General features: G+C 65.4%; 22 protein-coding genes and 1 pseudogene. 1 reads left to right on the top strand and 22 read right to left on the bottom strand.

Annotated features, from left to right (window positions below; translation table 11 throughout):
• Positions 1-194: 194 nt before the first annotated feature.
• From AC1MLZ_RS14210 to AC1MLZ_RS14105, 22 genes and pseudogenes are all read right to left on the bottom strand, one after another.
• Positions 195-1,316 (bottom strand): OmpA family protein, encoded by a 1,122-nt coding sequence (locus tag AC1MLZ_RS14210; protein WP_480959038.1) that lies wholly within the window; start codon positions 1,314-1,316, stop codon positions 195-197.
• A gap of 119 nt (positions 1,317-1,435) precedes the next feature.
• Positions 1,436-1,939 (bottom strand): DUF2793 domain-containing protein, encoded by a 504-nt coding sequence (locus tag AC1MLZ_RS14205; RefSeq protein WP_480959037.1) that lies wholly within the window; start codon positions 1,937-1,939, stop codon positions 1,436-1,438.
• 22 nt (positions 1,940-1,961) lie between these two features.
• Positions 1,962-2,822: a GTA baseplate fiber-binding domain-containing protein gene (locus tag AC1MLZ_RS14200; RefSeq protein ID WP_480959036.1), complete on the bottom strand. Its 861-nt coding sequence runs from the start codon at positions 2,820-2,822 to the stop codon at positions 1,962-1,964.
• Positions 2,815-4,104 carry a phage tail protein gene (locus AC1MLZ_RS14195; protein ID WP_480959035.1) on the bottom strand — a complete coding sequence of 430 codons (1,290 nt, stop codon included), beginning with the start codon at positions 4,102-4,104 and terminating at the stop codon, positions 2,815-2,817. The genes AC1MLZ_RS14200 and AC1MLZ_RS14195 overlap by 8 nt, the downstream gene beginning before the upstream one ends.
• Before the next feature lies 1 nt (position 4,105).
• Complete coding sequence (locus AC1MLZ_RS14190) at positions 4,106-4,477, bottom strand: NlpC/P60 family protein (protein ID WP_480959034.1); 372 nt, start codon at positions 4,475-4,477, stop codon at positions 4,106-4,108.
• Positions 4,474-5,271 carry a DUF2163 domain-containing protein gene (locus tag AC1MLZ_RS14185; protein WP_480959033.1) on the bottom strand — a complete coding sequence of 266 codons (798 nt, stop codon included), beginning with the start codon at positions 5,269-5,271 and terminating at the stop codon, positions 4,474-4,476. Before AC1MLZ_RS14185 ends, AC1MLZ_RS14190 begins: the two co-directional genes overlap by 4 nt.
• Before the next feature lie 174 nt (positions 5,272-5,445).
• Positions 5,446-7,722, bottom strand: coding sequence for a DUF2460 domain-containing protein (locus tag AC1MLZ_RS14180; protein ID WP_480959032.1), 2,277 nt, complete (start codon positions 7,720-7,722; stop codon positions 5,446-5,448).
• A 166-nt stretch (positions 7,723-7,888) separates the two neighbouring features.
• Positions 7,889-8,434: a tail tape measure protein gene (locus AC1MLZ_RS14175; RefSeq protein ID WP_480959031.1), complete on the bottom strand. Its 546-nt coding sequence runs from the start codon at positions 8,432-8,434 to the stop codon at positions 7,889-7,891.
• Positions 8,427-8,549: a phage tail assembly chaperone gene (locus AC1MLZ_RS14170; protein WP_480961564.1), complete on the bottom strand. Its 123-nt coding sequence runs from the start codon at positions 8,547-8,549 to the stop codon at positions 8,427-8,429. The genes AC1MLZ_RS14175 and AC1MLZ_RS14170 overlap by 8 nt, the downstream gene beginning before the upstream one ends.
• 65 nt (positions 8,550-8,614) lie before the next feature.
• On the bottom strand, positions 8,615-8,929 hold the full coding sequence (locus AC1MLZ_RS14165) for a gene transfer agent family protein (RefSeq protein ID WP_480959030.1): 315 nt from the start codon (positions 8,927-8,929) through the stop codon (positions 8,615-8,617).
• A gap of 174 nt (positions 8,930-9,103) precedes the next feature.
• Positions 9,104-9,511: a phage tail tube protein gene (locus tag AC1MLZ_RS14160; RefSeq protein WP_056060976.1), complete on the bottom strand. Its 408-nt coding sequence runs from the start codon at positions 9,509-9,511 to the stop codon at positions 9,104-9,106.
• Between the two features lie 87 nt (positions 9,512-9,598).
• A complete protein-coding gene (locus AC1MLZ_RS14155) occupies positions 9,599-9,949 on the bottom strand; it encodes a DUF3168 domain-containing protein (protein ID WP_480959029.1) in 351 nt (116 codons plus the stop codon).
• Between the two features lie 29 nt (positions 9,950-9,978).
• Positions 9,979-10,494 (bottom strand): head-tail connector protein, encoded by a 516-nt coding sequence (locus AC1MLZ_RS14150; RefSeq protein ID WP_480959028.1) that lies wholly within the window; start codon positions 10,492-10,494, stop codon positions 9,979-9,981.
• Positions 10,495-10,537: 43 nt separating this feature from the next.
• Positions 10,538-11,293 (bottom strand): annotated as a pseudogene (istB, locus tag AC1MLZ_RS14145) (IS21-like element helper ATPase IstB); the annotation flags it as partial.
• Complete coding sequence (gene istA, locus AC1MLZ_RS14140) at positions 11,290-12,798, bottom strand: IS21 family transposase (RefSeq protein ID WP_151989758.1); 1,509 nt, start codon at positions 12,796-12,798, stop codon at positions 11,290-11,292. The pseudogene istB and the gene istA, both read right to left, overlap by 4 nt.
• A 157-nt stretch (positions 12,799-12,955) precedes the next feature.
• Positions 12,956-13,114: a hypothetical protein gene (locus AC1MLZ_RS14135; RefSeq protein ID WP_480959027.1), complete on the bottom strand. Its 159-nt coding sequence runs from the start codon at positions 13,112-13,114 to the stop codon at positions 12,956-12,958.
• 163 nt (positions 13,115-13,277) lie between these two features.
• Entirely contained in the window at positions 13,278-14,279 is a 1,002-nt protein-coding gene (locus tag AC1MLZ_RS14130) for a phage major capsid protein (protein WP_480959026.1), read from the bottom strand.
• A 197-nt stretch (positions 14,280-14,476) separates the two neighbouring features.
• A complete protein-coding gene (locus AC1MLZ_RS14125) occupies positions 14,477-14,956 on the bottom strand; it encodes an HK97 family phage prohead protease (RefSeq protein ID WP_480959025.1) in 480 nt (159 codons plus the stop codon).
• Positions 14,878-15,183 (bottom strand): DUF6127 family protein, encoded by a 306-nt coding sequence (locus AC1MLZ_RS14120; RefSeq protein WP_480959024.1) that lies wholly within the window; start codon positions 15,181-15,183, stop codon positions 14,878-14,880. The genes AC1MLZ_RS14125 and AC1MLZ_RS14120 overlap by 79 nt, the downstream gene beginning before the upstream one ends.
• On the bottom strand, positions 15,183-16,292 hold the full coding sequence (locus AC1MLZ_RS14115) for a phage portal protein (protein ID WP_480959023.1): 1,110 nt from the start codon (positions 16,290-16,292) through the stop codon (positions 15,183-15,185). Before AC1MLZ_RS14115 ends, AC1MLZ_RS14120 begins: the two co-directional genes overlap by 1 nt.
• A 174-nt stretch (positions 16,293-16,466) precedes the next feature.
• The gene (locus AC1MLZ_RS14110) at positions 16,467-17,885 is read right to left on the bottom strand and encodes a DNA-packaging protein (protein ID WP_480959022.1); all 1,419 of its coding nucleotides are present in this window, start codon (positions 17,883-17,885) and stop codon (positions 16,467-16,469) included.
• Complete coding sequence (locus AC1MLZ_RS14105; protein ID WP_480959021.1) at positions 17,885-18,523, bottom strand: hypothetical protein; 639 nt, start codon at positions 18,521-18,523, stop codon at positions 17,885-17,887. The genes AC1MLZ_RS14110 and AC1MLZ_RS14105 overlap by 1 nt, the downstream gene beginning before the upstream one ends.
• A gap of 1,310 nt (positions 18,524-19,833) precedes the next feature.
• Between AC1MLZ_RS14105 and AC1MLZ_RS14100 the strand changes: the two genes are divergently transcribed.
• Positions 19,834-20,835 carry an outer membrane protein assembly factor BamB family protein gene (locus AC1MLZ_RS14100; RefSeq protein ID WP_480959020.1) on the top strand — a complete coding sequence of 334 codons (1,002 nt, stop codon included), beginning with the start codon at positions 19,834-19,836 and terminating at the stop codon, positions 20,833-20,835.
• The last annotated feature ends 52 nt before the right edge of the window (positions 20,836-20,887 follow it).

Raw genomic sequence — 20,887 nt, 5'->3', positions numbered from 1 at the left:
GCTCAGGATCGGGAGAGCCCCCTCCCAAAGCACCGCAATCGGCCAGATCAGGCCGCTGCTAGTCTCCGCACGTCTTCAACGCACTCGCCATCGGCAACAATCCCACCCGCCAGACAAAAGAAAAGGGAGGCCGGCTCGCGCCGACCTCCCGATCTTCATTCCGTAGCCGACCGTAAGGCCGACTGGCGGAAGTCTTACTGGCCCGAACCCGGACCGTAGGTGACTTCCACGCGACGGTTCTGCACTTCGCGAACGCCATCGGCGGTCTCGACGCGCGGACGGCTCTCGCCGAATGCTTCCGTCGAGATGACGCTGTCCGGGATGGCATGCGAAGACAGATATGCCTTCACGCCATCTGCGCGGCGCTGCGACAGGCCGACGTTGTACGAAGCCGCACCTGACTTATCGGCGTGACCTGCCAGCATGACCTGTGCGTTGCCGCACGACTGGTACTGCGTGACGGCGTTGTCGAGGATCGACGCTGCCTCTGGCGTGATGTCCGACTTGTCCCATTCGAAGAACACGATGAACGGACCAGGCGAGCAGACGACTGCTTCCGGAGCTGGCGGCGGCGGCGGAGCGATCGGCTCAGGCGCTGGTGCCGGCGGCGGCGGAGGAGGCGCTGCTGGCTCGCCGAAGTTGTACGTCACACCACCAAGGATGCTGTGCGAACGGTAACGACCTTCGAACTGACGGTTCGAAACGTCGACCAGCTTGACGTTCTCGGCGTTGAAGAAACGATACTTCAGCGTCGCGTCGATGTGGTCGGTCAGCGGTGCGCGGATACCGGCAAGACCCTGGTACGCGAACACGGTGTCCGAGTCGTTCAGGAAGTCGCCATTGGTGTTGAGAGCGTACTGCGCCTTGACGCGAGCAACACCAACACCACCGCCGATGAAGCCCTGGATGCCATCGTCCGGACCGAAGTCCAGCAAGCCGTTCAGCATGAAGCTGAGAGCCGACGACGAACCACCGGCGTAGTCGAAATTACCAGCAACCGTGTTGCCACGAACGCCGGTTGCACCGAACACTGGCGTGGTCGTGGTCGACGAATAGCCGTCCACGGTTGCCTTGCGGTAGCCGACTTCGGTTTCGAGGCGGAAACCGCCAAAGTCGTAGCCCATGATGGCGTCGACATCGTAACCATAGTCATGATCGACCGATCCGGCATTGTTCAATGCGCCGATATCATAGTCGATGTCTTCAACGATCATCGCACCGCCTTCGACGCCAACGTACCACGACTTGTCGCGGGCGAGGGCGGGAGTAGCAAGAGCGGTGGAGGCGAGTGCCAGAACGACGGCAAGCTTCCGCATATAAATCCCCTTTCATGAGTGTCACACGGACATCGCAAACTCCCTATCCTCGGCCTTGTTTCCACGCAAGCTAACAAAAGTTGGGGGTGTTGCCGGAACGACACAGTTTTGAGGGTGTTTTAGCCCGCAATCAGCCCATGACCCCGTAAACCGCTCAATATCGACGCAATCGCCGCCCTCGCCTCGATGTCGATGACGCTTCCGCCGACCGGGTCGGGAACCGCTGCACGCCTGGCACCCACGACGTCGTTCCCGCCGATCGAAACGCGGTTCCCGGCGATCACGCCCAGCGCCCATGCCCCGCCGCCGAACCGCGCGACCAGCCCGTCGGCGATGCTCCACGCCGTCATCCCCTCGCGCGGCACGACGAATCGCCACCCGCCGCTCGTCCATCCTGCGATCGCCTGCGCCTGCCCGGACCAGTCCCCGGTCGGCGCGTTGCCGACGATCCACGCGGCCCCCGCCACCGGAGCGACCGGCGGCACATCGGTTCCCACTGCCAGCACGCTTGCCTGCACCGCCAAGTCGAGCAGGGCGAGCGCCTCGTTGTGAGTCGTTTCCTTCTGCGCCTGTCCAGGCTGCAACAACGGCAATGCCAGCCGCGGTGTCGTGTCGTCGCTCATAATTCGTTCCCCCGTTCCGAAATCATGCCGGTACGATCAGTTCCGCCGCCAGCGACTCGCCGAACATGCCACGTTGCCGCACCACGACGCCGACGGCCCCCGTACGCTCGGCCGCGGTCACTGACACGGACGGCGCCACCACATCGACGTCGCGCGCCCCCGAAGCGGTCGTGATCGTCACGCGGTACGCCTCGCTCTCCTCGGCGAGCGGCGCATCGACCCCGTCGATCCACCGCCACCCCGCCCTGCTCCGTCGCGTCCAGCGCACAGTCGCACTCCCATCCGCCTCGTCGCGATAGCCAAGGTGCACCGGCGAAGGCGGAACGACGGACGCCCCGTGCATCACGCACCGCGTTTCGACCGGCGCCGCATCGCCCACCCCCGACGCCATCACGCGCACTTCGCGCCCGAGCACCGACAATGGCAGGTCGAACGCCCGCGCCGCCCCCGCCTCGATCAGCACGAACCGGTCCCCGGCCACCTGCAAGCTCGCCGCCTCGGTCCCCCGTCGTCCGCGCAGCAACCGGCTCAACCGCCAGCGTGCGCCGCCCAGCGGTTCCGCCCGCCCGAACTGCACCAGCTCATCGCCCAGCAACGCCAGGTTGGCGCCCCGATCGAGCGCCGCCGCATCCGCATCGCCCAGTTCCATGTCCGCATGCGCCAGCGTCACCTCGAACGCCCCCCGCAGATCGATCAGCGTCGCCGGCGCGCCCGGCGCCACGAGCGCGATCGTCCCCAGCACCGCAGGCGCAGCCGTCGCCCCGGCCGCCATCCAGCTTACGCCATCATCCACACTGTAGAGCAGGGCCGCCTGCCGCCAAGCCGCCCCGGTGCCCGCCGCAACCACCGTCATCCGCGGCGCGCTCAACGGCGAGTCATCCAACCCCTGGCACCTCGAACGCGCGCAGGATCGTCGCCCCGACGACGGCATCCACCGCCCCCGACACCCGCCCGCTCGTCGCGGTCGCGGGCAGCGAAGCCGTCACCAGCGGCACCAGCCCCAGCGTCGTTACCATCCCCTCGATACTGACGTCCGCCACCCGCCAGACGCCGTCCTCTCCCGCAATCGTCACGCAAGCCCCAGGCGCAATCGCCATCGCTCCAAACCCGGCGGCGACCGTCCGGCGAACCCGCCCAGCCTCGGCTCGCGCGAGCATCGCCTCGGCCACGGTCTTCGCCGCCCCCGCCTCCAGCACCGCCGGCACCTCGACCCGCTCGTCGCGCACGCCCGCCCCCGGCCGCCGAGCCCGCTGCACCCCCGCCTGGTAATCCCGCGCCGCATCATAATACCCGACCGTCACCGTCCGCGGCACAGTCTCGATCGCCGCCACCGCGCGAGCCCGCCGCACGCCCTTCCCCGAAACCGCAAACCCTTCATCGGCCAAGGACACGGTAGCCCCCGCCGCATCCCGCATCACCAGCCCCGCCCCGGAGGGCGCAAACCAGGCACCACCAGCCTGCCCCAACATCTCCAGCACCGCCCGAACGCTCCCGCCAGCCGCCGCAAACCCGCCCACCGCCAGCGCAGCCGTCCCCGAAACCTCTCCCGCCAGTGCCTTCGCGATCGTCGACACCAGCACCACGCCTTCGTCCGCAATCACCTCGAACGTCAGCGAAGGAATCCGATTCCCGAAATCCGCCAACTGCAACATCTCGAACACTGCGTAAGCGGCCCCCCGATACGCCGGCGACGTCCCTTCGGCAGACGCGATCAAGGGATCCACCGCCTGGTCCTCGCCCCCCAGGTGCAACCGAAACCCGGTACTCGTCTTGAAGTCCCCCGCCGCCCCCCGCAGCAACTTCCCCTCAGCCCAGATCCGCCCCACGCCCAGAATGGCGCGCGCCGACAACAGCACCGCAAAAGACGCCGCATAAGAATAGGTCGAGACGCTAGGCTGCCCCTTGCCGCTGCGAGACGAGGCCCGACTCTCGATCAGATCCGTCGCCCAGATCACCGTCCCCGCCACGCGCATGGTGCCGAACAATTTCGGAATCTGCGCGCCATAAGACGAAGTCTGCACCGCCAGCTCGACCAGCCGCGGCCCCTCCCGCCGCTTCGGCGCGAACACGGCGGCATCCACCGACCGCCCGATCAAAGCGCCGATCGCGCCCCCGATCGGCCCGCCCACCGCGCTCCCCACGGCCGTCAATACCAAGGTCGCCATGTCACCCCTCCATCCGCCAAACCCCCAGAATCGGCCAAGGTGGCAGACCCGGCCGCTCCACCACGCGCCGCAAGCCGGCATCCGCATGCACGAACCCCGCCGCCGTTCTGATCCCGAGATGAACCTGCCCCGGCCCCGCGGCCATCAGCAGCACGTCGCCCGCCTCAGCGTCGGCAACGCGCACCAGCACCCGATCGAGCAAACCCCAATCGCCACCCCGCAGCGAATACCCCGTCGGAACCTCCCCGGCATACCCACCAGCCCGCAAGGCCAGCGCGACCAGCCCGACACAATCGAGCCCATCCAGCCCCCGCCCATGCAACCGAAACCGCGTCCCCACCGCGGTGACGGCAGCCTCCGCGATGGCGCTCAAGCCCCCGGATACCGGGTGAGAAGATCGATCCCCGGCAAAAACGGCTCGCCGCGAAAGTTCACCGCATTCCCAAACCGCCCCGCACAGGTGGCAAGACTCTTGTCACACCCCTCCACCACCTCGACGAGAGCACCAACATCGACCACGAAAGCCGGCACCACCCGCAACGTAACCGCCACCCCGGCACCCCGAGCGACAGCGCTCTCCAACCCACAATTCCCCCCCCCGAACCACCGCAACAGCCCACCCCCAAGCCCCTCCGCACTGGAGTCCAGCGTCACCACCGCCCCCACGCACGCAACAACCCGAGCAAACCGACGCCGCCCCGCCATCGCCACCCGACACCGCCGATCCCCCAGCTCCGCCCGACACTCCGGCGAAGTCTCCTCGACAACCGGCCGATCCAGCGCAGCACTCGCCCCCCGCAACTCGGCCGTGAACCCGTCATCCCCCAGCTCGACCGCCCCGATAATCCCCTCGCCCAGCTCGACCCGAGAAGCCGGATCCGTCCAGTCCACCGCAAACAGCACCACCCGAGCCCCATCCCAGCGCCCCGCCAACAAATCCCGCTCCCCAATCGCGGCGCTCGTCAAAGCCCCCGCCACATCCATGGTATCCGCCTCCAGCCCATCGGCCCGCTGGATCGCCGAAGGCGTCATCCCCGGCGCCGCCCGGTGCACCAGCCCGTCCACCACCAGATCCCGATCATGCGCGGTCAACCCCACCGCCACCCCATCCCGCCGCTCGATCCGCCAACAGAGAGCGATCGTCGCCAGCTCAGCATCCAGAAACATGAAGGTCTCCTCACAAGGAAAACCCTCTCCCCTCCGGGGAGAGGGAGGGGCCGCGCGCCCTTGCGCGTGGGAGGGTGAGGGGAGTGAGGCTAGGGACCTAAATCCCAACTCCCCCTCACCCTTCCGTCGCCAAGCGGCTCCTCCCTCCCTCTCCCCGACGGGGAGAGGGAAAGATCACGCCTCCCGCACCTCAACCAACGGCACACTCGCCGCCACCCCAGCCAAAAACGTAGCTCTCGCCACACTCAACCGATCCTCGGCAAACCGAACCGGCACATCGAAAGCAAACCCGGAAGTCACCACCACCCCAAGAGCAGGCGCCACATCCAGCACCACCCACCCTCCAGCCTCCACGGAAAACGCCAAAGTCCCAACGCCCCCCACAGCCACCGAAACACTCCCAGCAACAGGCCGAGTAATCCGCCGCTCAGCCGCACCGTACGACTTCACCAGAGCAAATCGCCGAGCCACCCCATCGCCAACCCCGACAACCTCGCCCACAGCCTCGAAATCAAAAGGATCCCGCAACCGAAACCCCCGCGCCGCCCCCATCCGCGCCCGAAAAAACGCGAGCAGCACCCCAATATCCGCCTCGCTCCGAAGCCCCGGCCCGACGTCATACGACGTCCGAGCCTCAGCCCAGGCCGCATTCCGAGCCTCCCGCCCCCCGGCACTCGTCAAAATCGCGGTCGAGAACCCAGGCGCCACCTCAGCCTCGCGCCCCAGTTCCAACGGAAACAGCACGTCATCGAACGCATCCACGACCTCGTCTCCCTCGGAATTATCGAAATGCACGAACCCATCCCGCATCACCTGCGGCAAGGCCCAGAGGAACGTCTCCGCCACTCCCCGAGCACGCGCCACCTCGGCAGCCGCCTCGATCAGCCCCCACTGCACAGCCTGGTCCGGCCGCAACACGAACCCCGACAGATAATGCTGCCGTTCGACCGGATACCCCAGCCGCGCGAAAGCCACCGCAACGCCCTCGGCCGACGACGCGGAATCCCCCGCCGTCACCCAGTCGTAATCCTCCAGCTGCAGCACATCGAACGCCGGACTAGCCCACCCCACCGGCATGTTCGCCCGCTTGGCCTCAGGCGCAGCAGCATCCAGAACGGTCGGCAAATACGTCAGCAGATGCGTGACGCATCCCGGCGCCTCCGCCCGAGCCGCCGCCACAAGCGCAGCAGTCGACGCCGCGAGGCAAACCCCAGCCGCATCCAGCGTCGCGATCCGCGCGGCGTTCTTCACCCCCAGGATGCTCCCGATCGCCACCGGCGCAAACGCCGCCACCGCGCTCGCGTCGTAAATGCAAGGCCGCCCATCGGGCATGATCCACCACCAAGGCTCGCCCACCTGAAACTTCGGCGCCAACCCAGCCGCGACCGCGATCCCCAGGAAAGCCCGAGCCACCGCCTGCAGATACCCCATCGCCCCGCCATGCGCCGGCGACAGCAACGTAGAAGGCGGCTCCCACCCGGTCAGCGCTGGCGACCCGTCCGCCGCCCGCTGCTTCCAGTCGCTCCAGCAATGCGCGTCAAACAGCTCGTAACTCAGCGACCAGATCACATCCAACCCAAGCGCCTTAGCCCGCGCCGCAAGATCCCGATGCCACGCCGCACAAGCAACGTTCAAAACGCCTTCCGCCGCCGACACGTAAAACCCGCCGCCAAGCGCCTCGAGCCGGAAATAATGGCTCATGCCCAAATAATGCGTGATGCTCCCCCGATACCCGAGATGCAGCGCATTGCGCAGCAACCGCGCCGGCGTCAGATTATAGCTGTCGTCATACCCACCCGCGATCCGAACCCCATGCTCCGGCACCACCGCATCGCCGATCGCCAACACCGACCCCGGCCCCTCGCAGACAAGATCGGTCCACTCGACCCACCCCTCGCGCGGTGCGGCCAGGGCCACGTCCACCCCCGAATAGTCCGGCGGCACCACCGACACGAACATCCGGTCGATATCCCCCGCCCAAACCTGATCGCTATCCTCGGGCAGCTCAAACCCGCCCACCATCGCGCCGAAATCCAGCGAAACGACCGCATCCTCCGGCGTCCCCACCGCATAATTCCACAACCGCACATACCAGGACCGCACCACGCCCGCCGCATCCCGCCCCTCGATCGTGAGGGTCGGCCCATTGATCGCATCCAGCGCCATCACTCCCGAAGACCGCCACCGAAACCGCAGCCGACAGCCCCGAAAATCCCGCGAAGTCTCATACTGCAACAAAGGATGATCGAAGCGATCGACCGCCTCCCAGATCACCCCGGCCAGATCGTCCGCCTTATAAAACACCGCATCCACCCGCAGCGCATCCGCTCCGGTAGTCACCACCGAAGCCATCATCGGCCGAGGAAAATCCGCCGTCCAAAACCGAGGATCGAACCGCGAGACAAGCCCCTCGACCTGCACAGTCCGAGCAGAGCAAAGCCAATGCGCCATAAATTTCTCCTATTCCCTCGCCCCTACGGGGAGAGGGAGGGGCCCGCGCGCCCTTGCGCGTGGGAGGGAGAGGGGAGTGAGGCTAGGAACCCCCGCCCCAAAGCCCCTCACCCTCCCGTCGCCTACGGCTCCTCCTTCCCTCTCCCCGGAGGGGCGAGGGATACGCTCACTCCACCGCCAAAGCCGCCTTCACAGCCCGAGCCACCTGCCGCCCAGACTGAGCCAACACCCCCGCAGAACTCCCACCAGCAGCATTGACGGTGATCGCCACCCTCACCTCCCGAACCCCGCCACCAGCACCAACCTCAACCCGCCCGCTGGTCGTCGGCACGAAAACCTCCGCCCCCCGCTCGCCCACAACATAAGCCCGCCCCGGCGACACCGGCCCGCCAGTAGCCCGCCCAGGCAACCCACCAACCAACCCGGCCAGCACCCCACTCAAACCCCCACCACTCAACACAGACTGCACCCCAGCCTTCAACGCCGCCGAAGCGATCGCATCCAGCGCCGACAGAGCCACCCCCTTCAACTCCTCGAACCCCAGCTTCCCAGACCGAACCGCCCGCAACAGCCCCGCCTCCAGCCGCAACGCAGCCCGCTCCGCCCCAGCCCCGAGAACCCCCTCCAACTCCCCTCGCATCGCCTCCACATCACGCGAGAACCCAGCCGTATCCGCCCGAACGCTCACCAACGCCGCATCAAAATCATCCATCAGGAAAAGCCCCCCTCAACCGAGCGATCATCGAAGCATCCGGCGGCGCTGTCACGTCCCCCACCAAAGCCCCGACAACCCCCGCCAATTCCGCCGGCGTAGCCCGCCAGAACATGTCCGGCGCCCACCCCAACACCGCCCCCGCAAACCCGGCCAACCGCCCAGCGCTGTCAGAAAACGTCACTTCCCCGCCAGGATCTGCCGCAACAGCACCCGCAAAACCGGCGTCACCGCGGAAAGCCCCGCCTCCACCACCGCCTCCCCCAACCGCTCCCGAGTAACCCCCTCCGGGCACTCGCGAAGGCAATGCCAGAACAGCCCCACCATCTCCCCAATCCCAAGCTTCCCCTCAGCCGCCCGCTCCACGAGCGCAAACAAAGGCCCCAACTCGCTCTCCGCCGCGACCAGAGCCGCAAAGCTAGGCCGAAGAACAAGAGTCTCCCCCCCAACCCGAAGAGACCCCTCCCCCCGAACAGAATTCGCCAAATCGCCCATGATAAGTCTCCGAAAAGAGAACCCTCGCCCCTCCGGGGAGAGGGAGGGGCCCGCGCGCCCTTGCGCGTGGGAGGGAGAGGGGAGTGAGGCACGGAACACCCGCCCCAAAAGCCCCTCACCCTCCCGTCGCAAGAGCTCCTCCGTCCCTCTCCCCGCAGGGGAGAGGGAAAGCCGCTAACCCACGACAACAGCCCCGGAACTCTCCAGGCTAAGCGTATAAGACCGCTCCCCATTGAAATCCCCGGCGTAATCCAGCCGAGACACCAGGAACTTCCCCGTCATCGTATCCCCGCCCTCGAACGCCAGCCGATAATCATCGAGCACACCCGTCAAGGCGCTAGCCTTCACCCGCAACTCCGCCACCGACCCGGTAAAAACCCCAGCGCCGGACACCGAAACACTCCGAACCCCAGCCCCAGACAGCAACTGCCGCCACCCACCAGAATCCTTCGTGGTAACAACGATAGCCTCCCCATTCACCGACATCTGCGTCGTCCGCAGCCCGGCCACCGTGGCGTAAACCACCGGCACAGCCCCGTTCCCCACCTTCAGCAGGAACGCACTCCCCTTCTCCACCGCCATATCGATCTCCCCCAAAGACGTTTCCCCGCAAAGGCGGGGACCCAGCCTGCACCGCGCCTTCGCGGCGCATCTCTCAAGTTCCGAAGCTCAACTCTCCCGGTACATCCGCACCAGAAACTCAGCCGTCCCCCGCCACCGATCCCCGACCCGCAGCACGCGAGACCGAACCAGCGCCAACCGAACCACCCGCCACCCCTCGCCAAGATCGGGCGGAAGCGCCTCCAACCCCTCCTCCGCCGCCGCCAGCAGCGCGCGAACCCGAACCGGCCGCTCCCCACCATCGAACAGCGTCAGAACAACGCGCCCCTCCCGCCCAACCCAGGTTTTCGTGCTCCAGTCCGACAACACCGGCTCGTCGACCACCGCATAAGGCAGCCCCCCACGCACCGGCGGCGCATCGAACACGCTGATATCCAGCACCACGTTCAACCGAGCCACCAAAGCCGCCTGCAAAACGACCCGCCCACTCATGAATGCACCGCAAGGCCCAACCGCATCCGCCGATAAGGCCGCCACAAAGCCGCCACCGCCGCCGGCGGCGCCACATCGCTCTCCCGGTGGTCAAAGAGGTGCGCGACGAGCATCGCCACCCCCTGCGCGATCGGCGCCGGCACCCCCTCGAAACTCAGCGCGAGCCCCGCAGAATACGCCACCGCCACCCGCCCCGCAGACCCCGCGGCCAGGATACGAACCCAACCAACCCCATCCGCATCGATATCGACCGCATAAGCCCCGACCGCCAACACGAACGGAGCCCCCTCCACAGGCAGCCCCGTAACCCCCGCAATCACGGTAACGGGCGCAACCATCAACCGCCGCCACCCCGCCGCACTGGTCACCACATCCTCGAACGGCCGCACGATCACCGCCGCCCCCAGATATTGAGCGGCGATCTGGATGAGACAGTAGCGGCGATCAGGATGAGACTCTGCGGCCGTGACGGGAGCGAGATTGTCGCGGCGCGACAGGCAATGCAAGGCCAACTTTGGTCTTGATCGCCGCTCCGCGACAGACGGTGTCTCAGCTTGATTGTCGCTGGAGGGCTGCGCGGCGTCGGTAGCTCTCGACGTTCATCTCGAAGATGGTGGAATGATGAACGAGGCGATCGACAGCGGCGAGCGTCATGGCGGGGTCAGGGAATACGCGCGACCAGTCGCCGAATGGCTGGTTGGCGGTAATGAGGGTTGATCGGCGTTCGTAGCGGGCGCTAATCAGTTCGAAGAGGACGGAGGTTTCGGCCTGGTCCTTGGTGACGTAGGCGAGATCGTCGAGCACGAGCAGGTGATATTTGTCGAGCTTGGCGATCGCACTTTCGAGGGCGAGCTCACGGCGCGCGATCTGCAGTTTCTGGACGAGATCCGAGGTACGGGTGAACAGGACGCGCCAGCCCGCCTCGATGAGTGCCATGCCGATTGCAGCGGCGAGATGGCTCTTCCCGCCGCCCGGTCCGCCAATCATGATGAGGTTGGCCCCCTTCTCGAGCCAGCTGTCGCCGGCGCAGAGCGCCATGATGTGAGCCTTCGAGATCATCGGCACGTTGGTGAAGTCGAAGGTGTCGAGGGTCTTGCCTGGTGGCAGGCGTGCTTCTGCCAGGTGCCGCTCGATGCGTCGCCGGTCGCGTTCGGCGATCTCATGCTCGGCGAGCGCGGCGAGGAAGCGGGTGGCCGGCCACGCCTCCTTGTCGGCGCGTTCAGCGAACTGGAGCCAGGCCTGCTTGATGGCAGGCAGACGCAGTTCGTTGAGGATGAATGCGAGGCGCTGGGTGTCGACAGCGGGGTTCATGCGGCCGCTCCCGTCAGCAGAGTGTCGTAGACGGCAAGCGAGGGCAATTGCACCGAGACGACCGGCAAGCTGGCCGGGTCTGGTGAGAAGCGTGCTCGTAGCTGCGTGAGGTCTGGCAGGCGCCTGGCGTCCAGATCCGCTGCCAGAACATCTGCCAGCTCTGCTTCGCAACCCCGCTCATGCGCGAGCGAGAGCAACTCGACCATGATCTTGCAGGCGACGCGCTCGGGCAGTTGTTCGATAAGACGGTCGAATGTCCGGCGATACGCTTCGCGCGGAAAGATCTGGTCGCGGTAGACGAGGTTCATCAGCGCCATAGGTTTGCGCCGCAGGCTGTGAATGACGTGCCGGTAGTCGACGACGTGTCCGTGCTTGCCGTCGCTGGGCGTTCGTCCGCGACGGAGCGTCATGAGACGCGTCGCGCCGAGGAAGATATCGAGGCGGTCGTCATACAGGCGGACCCTCAGCCTGTGGCCGATGAGGCGCGACGGGACCGTGTAGAAGACCTTCTTCAGCGTGAAGCTGCTGGTCGAGGTGACGGGGACAATGCTCTCCTCATAGTCGCCGGTGCGAAGCTGCGGGAGCGGCTGCAGCGTTGCGCGCTCGGCATCGATACGAGCCGCGTTGCGTCGGTTCTTGCGCGCGACGATCTCGTCGATGAAGGCGCGATAGGCGGTCAAATCGTCGAAGTCGCCGGATCCGCGCATCAACAGTGCGTCGTTTACGGCATATTTGAGATGGCCGTGGGGGCTTTCGATAGCGCCGTTCTCATGGGCGACACCGCGATTGTTGCGCGTCGGCTCCATCGCATAATGCTCGCAAAGCGCATCATATCGCCGCGTCAGGTCAACTCTGGCGTCAGCGTCGAGATTGCGGAATGCGGCCGACAGGCTGTCACTGCGGTGTAGGCGTGGCGCGCCGCCTACCGCCCACAGGGCGTTCTGCAGTCCCTCGGCCAAGGCGACATAGCTCTCGCCGCCGAGGATGACATGGGCGTGCTCGAAACCCGACCAGACCAACCGGAAGTGATAGAGGAGATGCTTGAGCGGCTCGCCGGCGACCGTGACGGGCACATCGAGGTCGCCCATATCGGTGAAGTCCGACAGGCCCATGTGGCCGGGCTCGTGGGTCTGACGGAAAATGACTTCCTGGTCCTGACCATGCCGCGCACGCCATGTCCGGATGCGCCGCTCCAGGGTCCTCCGGATACCGGGCGACAGATCCGAATGCCGGCGAAGCATCTCCTCAAATATGGCAACGGCCCGCAGGCCGGGAGCCGCCTGGAGAAGTGGGACAATCTCGGTGTCGAAGATCTCTGCCAGCGGGTCTGGTCGGCGCCGACCTCGCGGCTCCGCCTTCTGGGACGGGAGTTTGCCGCCCTTGAGCAGTCGATAGGCGGTCGCCCGGCTGATACCGGCCTTGGCCGCTGCCACGGGCACCGGGTCGCTTTGACGATGTTTCATAAAGAGCCTCGTTTGATGATCGTTGACGTGTCGACCGCTCACCTGCGCTCTTCCCCCAAGGAAAAGCCCAGATGTAGGCCGGTCACGACCACCAAAGCCCTTCGAAAGGGCTTCCGTTTGGGGCTGTCGGCTCCGGGCTACGCCCTACGCCGACAGCCCCAAACGGAGTCTCATCTTGATTGACGCTGCTGTCTCACCTTCATCGCCGCGCAGCACCCAGAAAAGCCTCCCCCAGCAGCAGCGCCGTCTGCGCCAACCGCGAGAGCACCAAATCCTCCCCCGTCTCCACCCGCAACAAAGCCCTAGCCGCGACGACCACCTCAGCGATCACCACGGCAGAAATCGCCGACCCACCCATGCCAGATCTCCAAAAACTACCCCTCTCCCTCCGGGGAGAGGGAGGGGCCCGCGACGAAGTCGTGGGAGGGTGAGGGCACGCCGCCGCCGAGAGCGCGTGCCCTCACCCTCCCGTCGCAAGTGCTCCTCCTTCCCTGTCCCCCAAAGGGGAGAGGGCCGAAAGCTCAAGCCACCGAGAACTTCATCAACTTGATAGCCTCGGAATTCGTCACACACCCACCGACCCGCTTCGTCGCGTAGAAGTTCACGAAAGGCTTGTTCGAATACGGATCGCGCAGGATCCCCGTCTCGGTCCGCTCGGCGATAATGTACCCCGCGCGGAAATTCCCGAACGCGATCGCCAGCGCGTTCGCCGCAATGTCCGGCATGTCCTCGGCCTCCACCACCGGATACCCCAGCAACGTAGCCGGCACCCCAGCCGCCAGCGAAGGCGCCCAAACGAACGCCCCATCCGTAGTCTTGAACTTCCGTATCCGCGCCAGCGTCGCCGCATTCATGACAAAGCTCGCGCCCTGCCGATAAGGCCCCCGCAAAGACTGAACCAGATCGATCAACCGCTCCTGCGGATTAGCCGAAAAGTCCCCAGCAGTACCCGATGCGAGATACTGCAAAGTCCCAAAAGCCCGCACACCATCCGCAGTCGCCGCAGTAGCAGACGTCAAAAATCCCTTCGGTCGCGACACCCCAGAGCCGGACACGAAAGCCGCCCCCTCAGCCTTCGCAAACTCCATCGCGATCTCGCCCGCCAGCCACTCCTCCACATCGAAAGCCGCATCATCCAGCATCGCCTGGCTAGCCGAAGGATTGGCATACAGCTCCCCCGTAGGCGGCGCGATCTCGACGAATACCGGCGAAGCCGTCTCCGGCCGAGCCGCATTCTCCGCCGCCCAACCCGAAGGCGTACCCCCAGTCGTAACCAGTTTCCGATACCCAGCCGAGCCAACCTTCACGACATTGGCAATCGCCCTGATCGGCGACACCGCCTTCAGCAAAGTATCGATCTGAGCATCGATCTCCCGCGGCACCGCAAACCCGCCCGCGTCGCCGGTCACCCCGGTAAACGCCTTCATCTCCAACGTAGCGCCGGTCCGAACGAACCCTGCAAACGCCGCATTCACCCCAGAAGGAGCCGCCCCCTCCAAAACCGGCCGGTCAACAACACTCATGCCCATCTCCTCACCAGAAACAAAAAAAAGGCGCCCCGCAGGACGCCTCATGAAACTCAAAAAGAACCCTCGCCCCTCCGGGGAGAGGGAGGGGCCCGCACGCCCTTGCGTGTGGGAGGGTGAGGGGCGTGAGGCTCAAGACACCCGCGCCAATCACCGTTCTCCTGCGAACGCAGGAGCCCAGGGTCACACGCGTCTCACCCTTCCTGCGTCCGCAGGAAACGCTCACGCCACGATGTCGACCACCTCAACCCGAGCCAAAGCCTGCATCGGAACAGCCACCAACTAACCTCCACCAACGCCACCTCCAGCAGCTCCCGCCGCCCCCCCTGCCGCACCCGCAAAGCCCGATACCCAACAGACAACCCAGCCACCGCCCCAGCCCGAACCAGCCGAGCCAATTCGAAATCCTCAACCACCCCCTCAACCCGCAAGCCCCGCGCATCCTCCGCAACGACGGACAAAACACCAACCGCCACACCCCGATGCTGCCACAACAAAGGCACCACGCCCGCGCCCTGGAACGCCCCCCGCCGCACCACATCCCCAGCCCGATCGACAACATCGAACACCGCCGCATACCCAGCGAACGCCACACTCACTTCAACCACGCGGCAAACCCCAGCTTCACCGCCAGCCCAGCCAACATCAGCGCCATAGCCAACCGGACAATCCATCCGACAACAGCCTTCCAAACCGACCGCTTCGCATCCCGCCAAGCCGCCAACAGCTCCCGCAACTCCGCCACATCCTCCCGAGCCCGCTCGTCACTCAGCGCCACCCGCGCCAAAGCCCGAGCCGCCCCCAACTCCCCCGCTTCCTCCACGATCGCCCGAAGCGTCACGAGGTCCACACCCCGCTCAGCCCCCTGCCGCATCAACTGCGCCAAAACCGCCCCATCCATCACGCCACCTCCTGAATATCCAACATCGCCCGCTTCTCGCCGTCACTGAGAAAGCCAGCCCCGCTAACCATCCCCCAAAGCCGCTCCCGATCCTCCGCCAGCGCCGGCACCCGGTTCAAATCGACCGAAATCACCGCCCCCTCGAACCACCCGCTCAACCCCTGAGCGATCCCCGTCAAAACCGAAGACGCCAACGGCAAAACCCCCAGCCGCCAAAGCGCCCGATTAGCCTCCCGGTAATTCGCGTAGGAATTATCCCCCGGCAGCCCGAGCAACATCGGCGGCACCCCGAACGCCAGCGCGATCTCCCGCGCCGCCGCCGCCTTCGTCCCCACGAAATCCATATCCGCCGGCGACAAGCTCAAGGCCTGCCACCGCAAGCCCCCCTCCAACAGCATCGGCCGCCCAGCATTCCCCGCCCCCGAGAACGAAGCCTCCAACTCGGTCCGCAACCGCTCGAACTGCTCCGTCGACAAGGCCGCGCCGTCCTTCGGATCGTACATCAGCGCCCCAGAAGGCCGTGCCGCGTTATCCAACAGCGCCTTGTTCCACCGCGCCGCCGCATTGTGGATCGCCACCGCCCCCGAAGCCGCCCCCAAACACCCCAACCCATAATGGTCATCCACCGGATTGAAGCTTTTCAGGTGGATCACCTCCGGTCGAACCGGATCCGCGTGCAAACGAGTAACCCGCTCCCCCACCCGATACCGATAAGCAGCAGGCCACCCGCCAGCATCCGCCTCCACCGCCACCCGCTCAGGCCGCAAAGCAAACAACTCCGCCGCACCCCCATCCACGTCGCGCAACACCTGCACATACGCATTCCCATGCAACAGCATCTGCGCCGCCACCGTCTCGACCAAAGACTGCCCCCCAGACCGCGCACTCACCAGTGCAACGAGCGCCGGATCGGACGCGAGCAAAGGCGCAGACCCCACGCACTCCACCACCAGCTTCACCGCCCGCTGAACGACCGCGTTCCCCAGATACCCCGCCCGCACCTGAGCCTCATACCCCAGCGGCACATCCCCAAAAACCGCCGCGCTAAGCGCCCGCGACAACACCGGCCGCGACTCATCGCGCCCGGATTTCCACCCGAACAATTTCATGCCGATCTCCTGAAAACTGCCCCTCTCCCCTCCGGGGAGAGGGAGGGGCCCGCGCGCCCTTGCGCGTGGGAGGGTGAGGGGCGTGAGGCTAAGGGCACCAATCCCAACCACCCCTCACCCTCCCGTCGCCAAGGCTCCTCCTTCCCTCTCCCCGAAGGGGCGAGGGCAAAAACCTTACAAAACCCGAACAGAAACCCGCCGCACCGGCCCCAACATCACCTCGGTCATAGCCCAAACCAGCGCATCAGCCCGATCCGGCGACCGCCCCGGCCCCTCATACCCCCCGCCAGCAATCAGCCCGCAAAGCTCATCCTCCAGGTCCGGAAACGCCCCCACATGCCAGGCCCGCCCAGACTCATACAAAGCCGCCACCGGCTCAGCCCGCGCCACCTTCCCCAGCGAAGCATGCACCAACTTCACCGGCATCGCCCGATCCGCCCCGGCAAGGACGCTCCCCACCATCTTCCCCCCCTGGTTGGCCTCCGCAATCACCCGGTCCGCCCCATGCCGCGCGGCGCACTCGGCCACAGCCCGAGCCCACCCCTCAGGACTAGCCCCGGACACGCTCGCATCCTCCAGCACATACGCAAACCCATCGACCCCGAGCGCCACCACCACGATCCCACAAGCATCCCCCGGCCCCCCGGAAACACTGCCAGCGGGAGGATCCACCCCCACCACGACCCGCGTCACAGCCGGCGCAAAAGCCACCCGCCGATCCTCCACCAGCTCCCGCGTCCAAAGCGCCCCCGCCACATCCTCGATCAGCTCGCCATCCAGCTCCTGCCGCCCCAACCGCGTCCCCGCATAGGACGCCGTCACTGCCGCGACGAAACTCGCTGGCAGGTGCGGATTGTCCGCAGTCCGCCCGTGAGTCTCGACCAGGTCCGGCAGCGCCATCACCCGCCGCATCAGTGCGATCGGCCGCGGCGTCGTCGTCACCAGCACGCGTGGCCTGTCGCCCAGCCGCAATCCCATCATCAGATTGTCCCAGGTCGCATCGCCGTAGCGCCACTTCGCCAGCTCGTCGCACCATGCCCAGCCATGCTCGGGTCCCCGCAACGCTTCGGAGGCTTCCGCCGAATAGGCATAGGCCCGCGCACCGTTCGCAAAATGCAGTTCGCCCACCGCGCCCCGCCACGCCAGATCCTCGTTATCGCGCGCGACCGCGATCAGCCCGCTTTCACCCTGCACCATCACGCGCCGGACATCGTCGATCGTCGCCCCGACCAGCGCGATCCGCGCGTTCGGGTCATTGCGCGCGATCTGGCAAACCCATTCCGCCCCCGCGCGCGTCTTGCCGAAGCCGCGGCCCGCACGGATCAACCAGATCCGCCAGTCGCCCTCCGGCGGATATTGCCCGTCATGCGCCCAATGCAGCCACCAATCGCGCAGTTCGTTGCGTTGGCCGACCGTCAGTTTCTGGACGACACGCGCACGCTGTACCACCGGCAAGTGTGCGAGTTCCTCCACCAGGTTCCGGTCGATCGCCGCTGAATCGGTCGAGTCCGATCCACGTGGTACGGGCGTTCGCCGCAGGCCTTTCTGCCCGCTCGTCACATTGCCCTTCGAGCGGCCCTTCGGATGGCCCATCACGATTCTCGCGCCCGGCGTCGCGCCAGCGAATCCAGCAGCTTGGTCAGCGCGACATCGGTCTCGGCCGATGTTGCCCGATGGACCTGGTTCCGCTTGCGACCTCGAACCTGATCGGCGCGATGCTGATTGAGCATGGCCAGCGCAAACTGGATCGCGGTCACGCTCGACAGCTGGATCAGCCCGGCGCCCGGCACCGCCTGTCCCTTGTTCCCCGCAACCACCTTGGCCGCATTCTGGAACTTTCGCCCTACCGGCCCGCGCCCTGCCCCGCGCCCTGCCCCGCTCCCCGCATCGTCGGACGCGCCGTCATCGCGCCGATCCTGGTCACCCTGATCGTCCGCGCCGTCTGCAACGCCACCACCCTCGACGCCCCCACCTTCGACACCACCGCGATCGAGCGCCGCAAGCGTCGTCGCCAACAGCAATTCCTCCAACCGCTCGTACCCACGCAGCAGTGCAGCATGCCACCCCGCGGCAAACGCTGGATCGTGCGCACGTCGGTTGTACGCGCCCCCCACCGACATATTGACCACCGCGACCGACGTCGTCACGTTGCCCGTCAGCGCCAGTTGGTCGAGAAACGCCTTCTGCGTCTTCTCGGTCCATTCCTTGGCGCGGGGTTGCCTGATCTGCACGACCCGGTTCTTGCCACCCGCAATCTTGCCGCCCGCAATCTTGGCACCCGCATCCCCGGCTGTAGTCTTGGAGCGGCGCGACTTGCCCTTTGACGGAGCAATGCTCGGATCGAAGCTCGCTGATCTGGTGTCATCCGTTTCAATCTTGCGGGATTTAGTCCTCGACGATGGGATCGTTAGCGGCGCGATTGTTCCGCGCGGGGCCTCGTCCATCCCGCGCAATCGAAGCGGCACCTCCTGCAGAGCGCCCGTCCCTTCGTCGCTTGCGGTACCGACACCGACACCGCTCCCCCCCGCCCTTGTCTGTTTCACCATACAGCACCCCCGTCCCGACCCAGCACCCGCGAGAACGCGAAGAGGCCGGCGACACCCGAGGCTCCCACCCCGACCGTCCCGGCCTCTCTCCGCCGAGCCACCCAGCCCGACCCGCAATTCTTCAGCGTTCCTGTTATGTACCAAACGAGCGTGACGATGTCAAGCTATTTAACCGATCTGGTTCGTGGCAGATTGCTGGCCCTCCGAAGGAGCGCAGCCTGTTTCCCCGCGAAGGCGGGGACCCAGCCTGGGCTCCCGCCTTCGCGGGAGAACAAGGAGGTGGAGCCCGTAATGAGTTTCAGCGCGCCTTCGCTCCGAACGGCACCGATCCTGACGACGCCAGCACGATGCCCGATGCTGAGAATGCGCCCGCATCACCGTTGCGAGCGGCAGCCCTGTGCACGGCGCTGGAGATATTGGCTGCAACATAAGCGAGTTACGCCGCCAGATCGTCCAGTGCATCATGAGACCAGGCGACGATCCGCATCAACCATCTGCCTTGTCGATCGCCGCATGGTAGCGGATCGGCAATGATCACCATTGAAGTCAACAATGTTTTTAGGATGCGCTTGCCGGAACTCTTCCACGAAGACTAATATGCCAAATATTTATACTGATCGTATCTGGGTGGGCACATGAAAATATCGGCACTAGCGACACTTCCCGTACTGTTGTTGGCAAGCGCCTGCGGCGGTAGCGATGGCGGCCAACCAGCCGGAGGCGGTGCCGTAATCGTCACGCCTACCCCGACGCCTACGCCTACCCCTACCCCGACACCGACACCGACACCGACACCGACGCCCACACCCACGCCCACGCCCACGCCCACACTTCCTCCTACTCCGATCATTAGCGACGGAAATTGGTCCACCTTACAAGGCAATCCTGGGCACACCGGCTATGTTGCGGCCAGTTTCGCGACCGCAAGCTTTACTGATGCCTGGACGATTGCCACGTCCAAAGTCCCTAGCGAGGTTGCGGCCCGCTCGGGCACCGTGTTCTTCAATGTCGTCAATGCAGACTTGCGCGTTTATACGCACGCCGTTTCGACTTCGAACGGGTCTTCCCTCTGGGTGTTTGATCTGGGTGACGGCAGCTATTACCCAGGCAAGCCATTTGCCCCATCTTATGCCAACAACCGGGTTGCATCAATTACGTCGAATAACAGTTCAGGCGCTGTTCCCTTACAGGTCATCAACGCGACCACAGGTGGGTATATAAGCACACCGACTTTTGATGCGCAGGGCAGTCGCGGCAGTGTTGCGACGCCAGTAGGTAACGAACTGTTCTTTACATCGGGCTACTATGGCAACGTCGTCTTCAACGCGGACGCCGCTACCGGTGCCAGACTGTGGCGTACGGAGGCCGTCGGTCAATATGGTGGCTATGTGATGCAAGGTGAAAGCGTCGCCGTCGACCAAAACTATGTATACTTCTTCAAGGCTGGCTCACTGGCGGTATTAACGCGAAGCGGAACCTTGGTGAAATCCATAGAAAACCCATTCTTTTCCCAGAATGGGATTAGTTATTTTGGTGAGTACGTCGGCGCACCAATGCTCGATGGAAACGGCCATATATTTACCTTCACGGATAATTATTCCATCGGTAAGTCTCTGCCGATTGCCGCATTCTCGTTGAACGACGACAAGCCTTTGTGGCGCACGGGCTACAGCTATACCGGCCAACCCGCAGTTCGCGGGGATCGGCTTTACGCGATTCGTTCCTCCAGCACGATCGTCGACCTGATTGATGCCTCGACTGGCCTGTTGGCCAGTTCGATCGACGTTGGCGGGACCGACAATCTAACGGGTAACGTGGTGGTGTCTGACAGCCATTTGTTCGTTTCGAGTGCCACCACCACGTTTGCCGTCGATCTGACCAAGAGCAACTTTCCGGTCGCGTGGAAAACGTCGTTCGGCGGCGGCCTTGCCATTACGCCAGACGGTTACCTGATTATTTCTACAACGACTGGGCTGCATGCCGTGAAGCTGAAATGATGCCTCAGCGGGATGTATCGGACGAAGACCTCCGCCAAGCCGTGATGGTCGC

Source organism: Sphingomonas sp. PEI4 (assembly GCF_056679955.1).
This window is presented reverse-complemented; position numbering and strand designations above follow the sequence as displayed.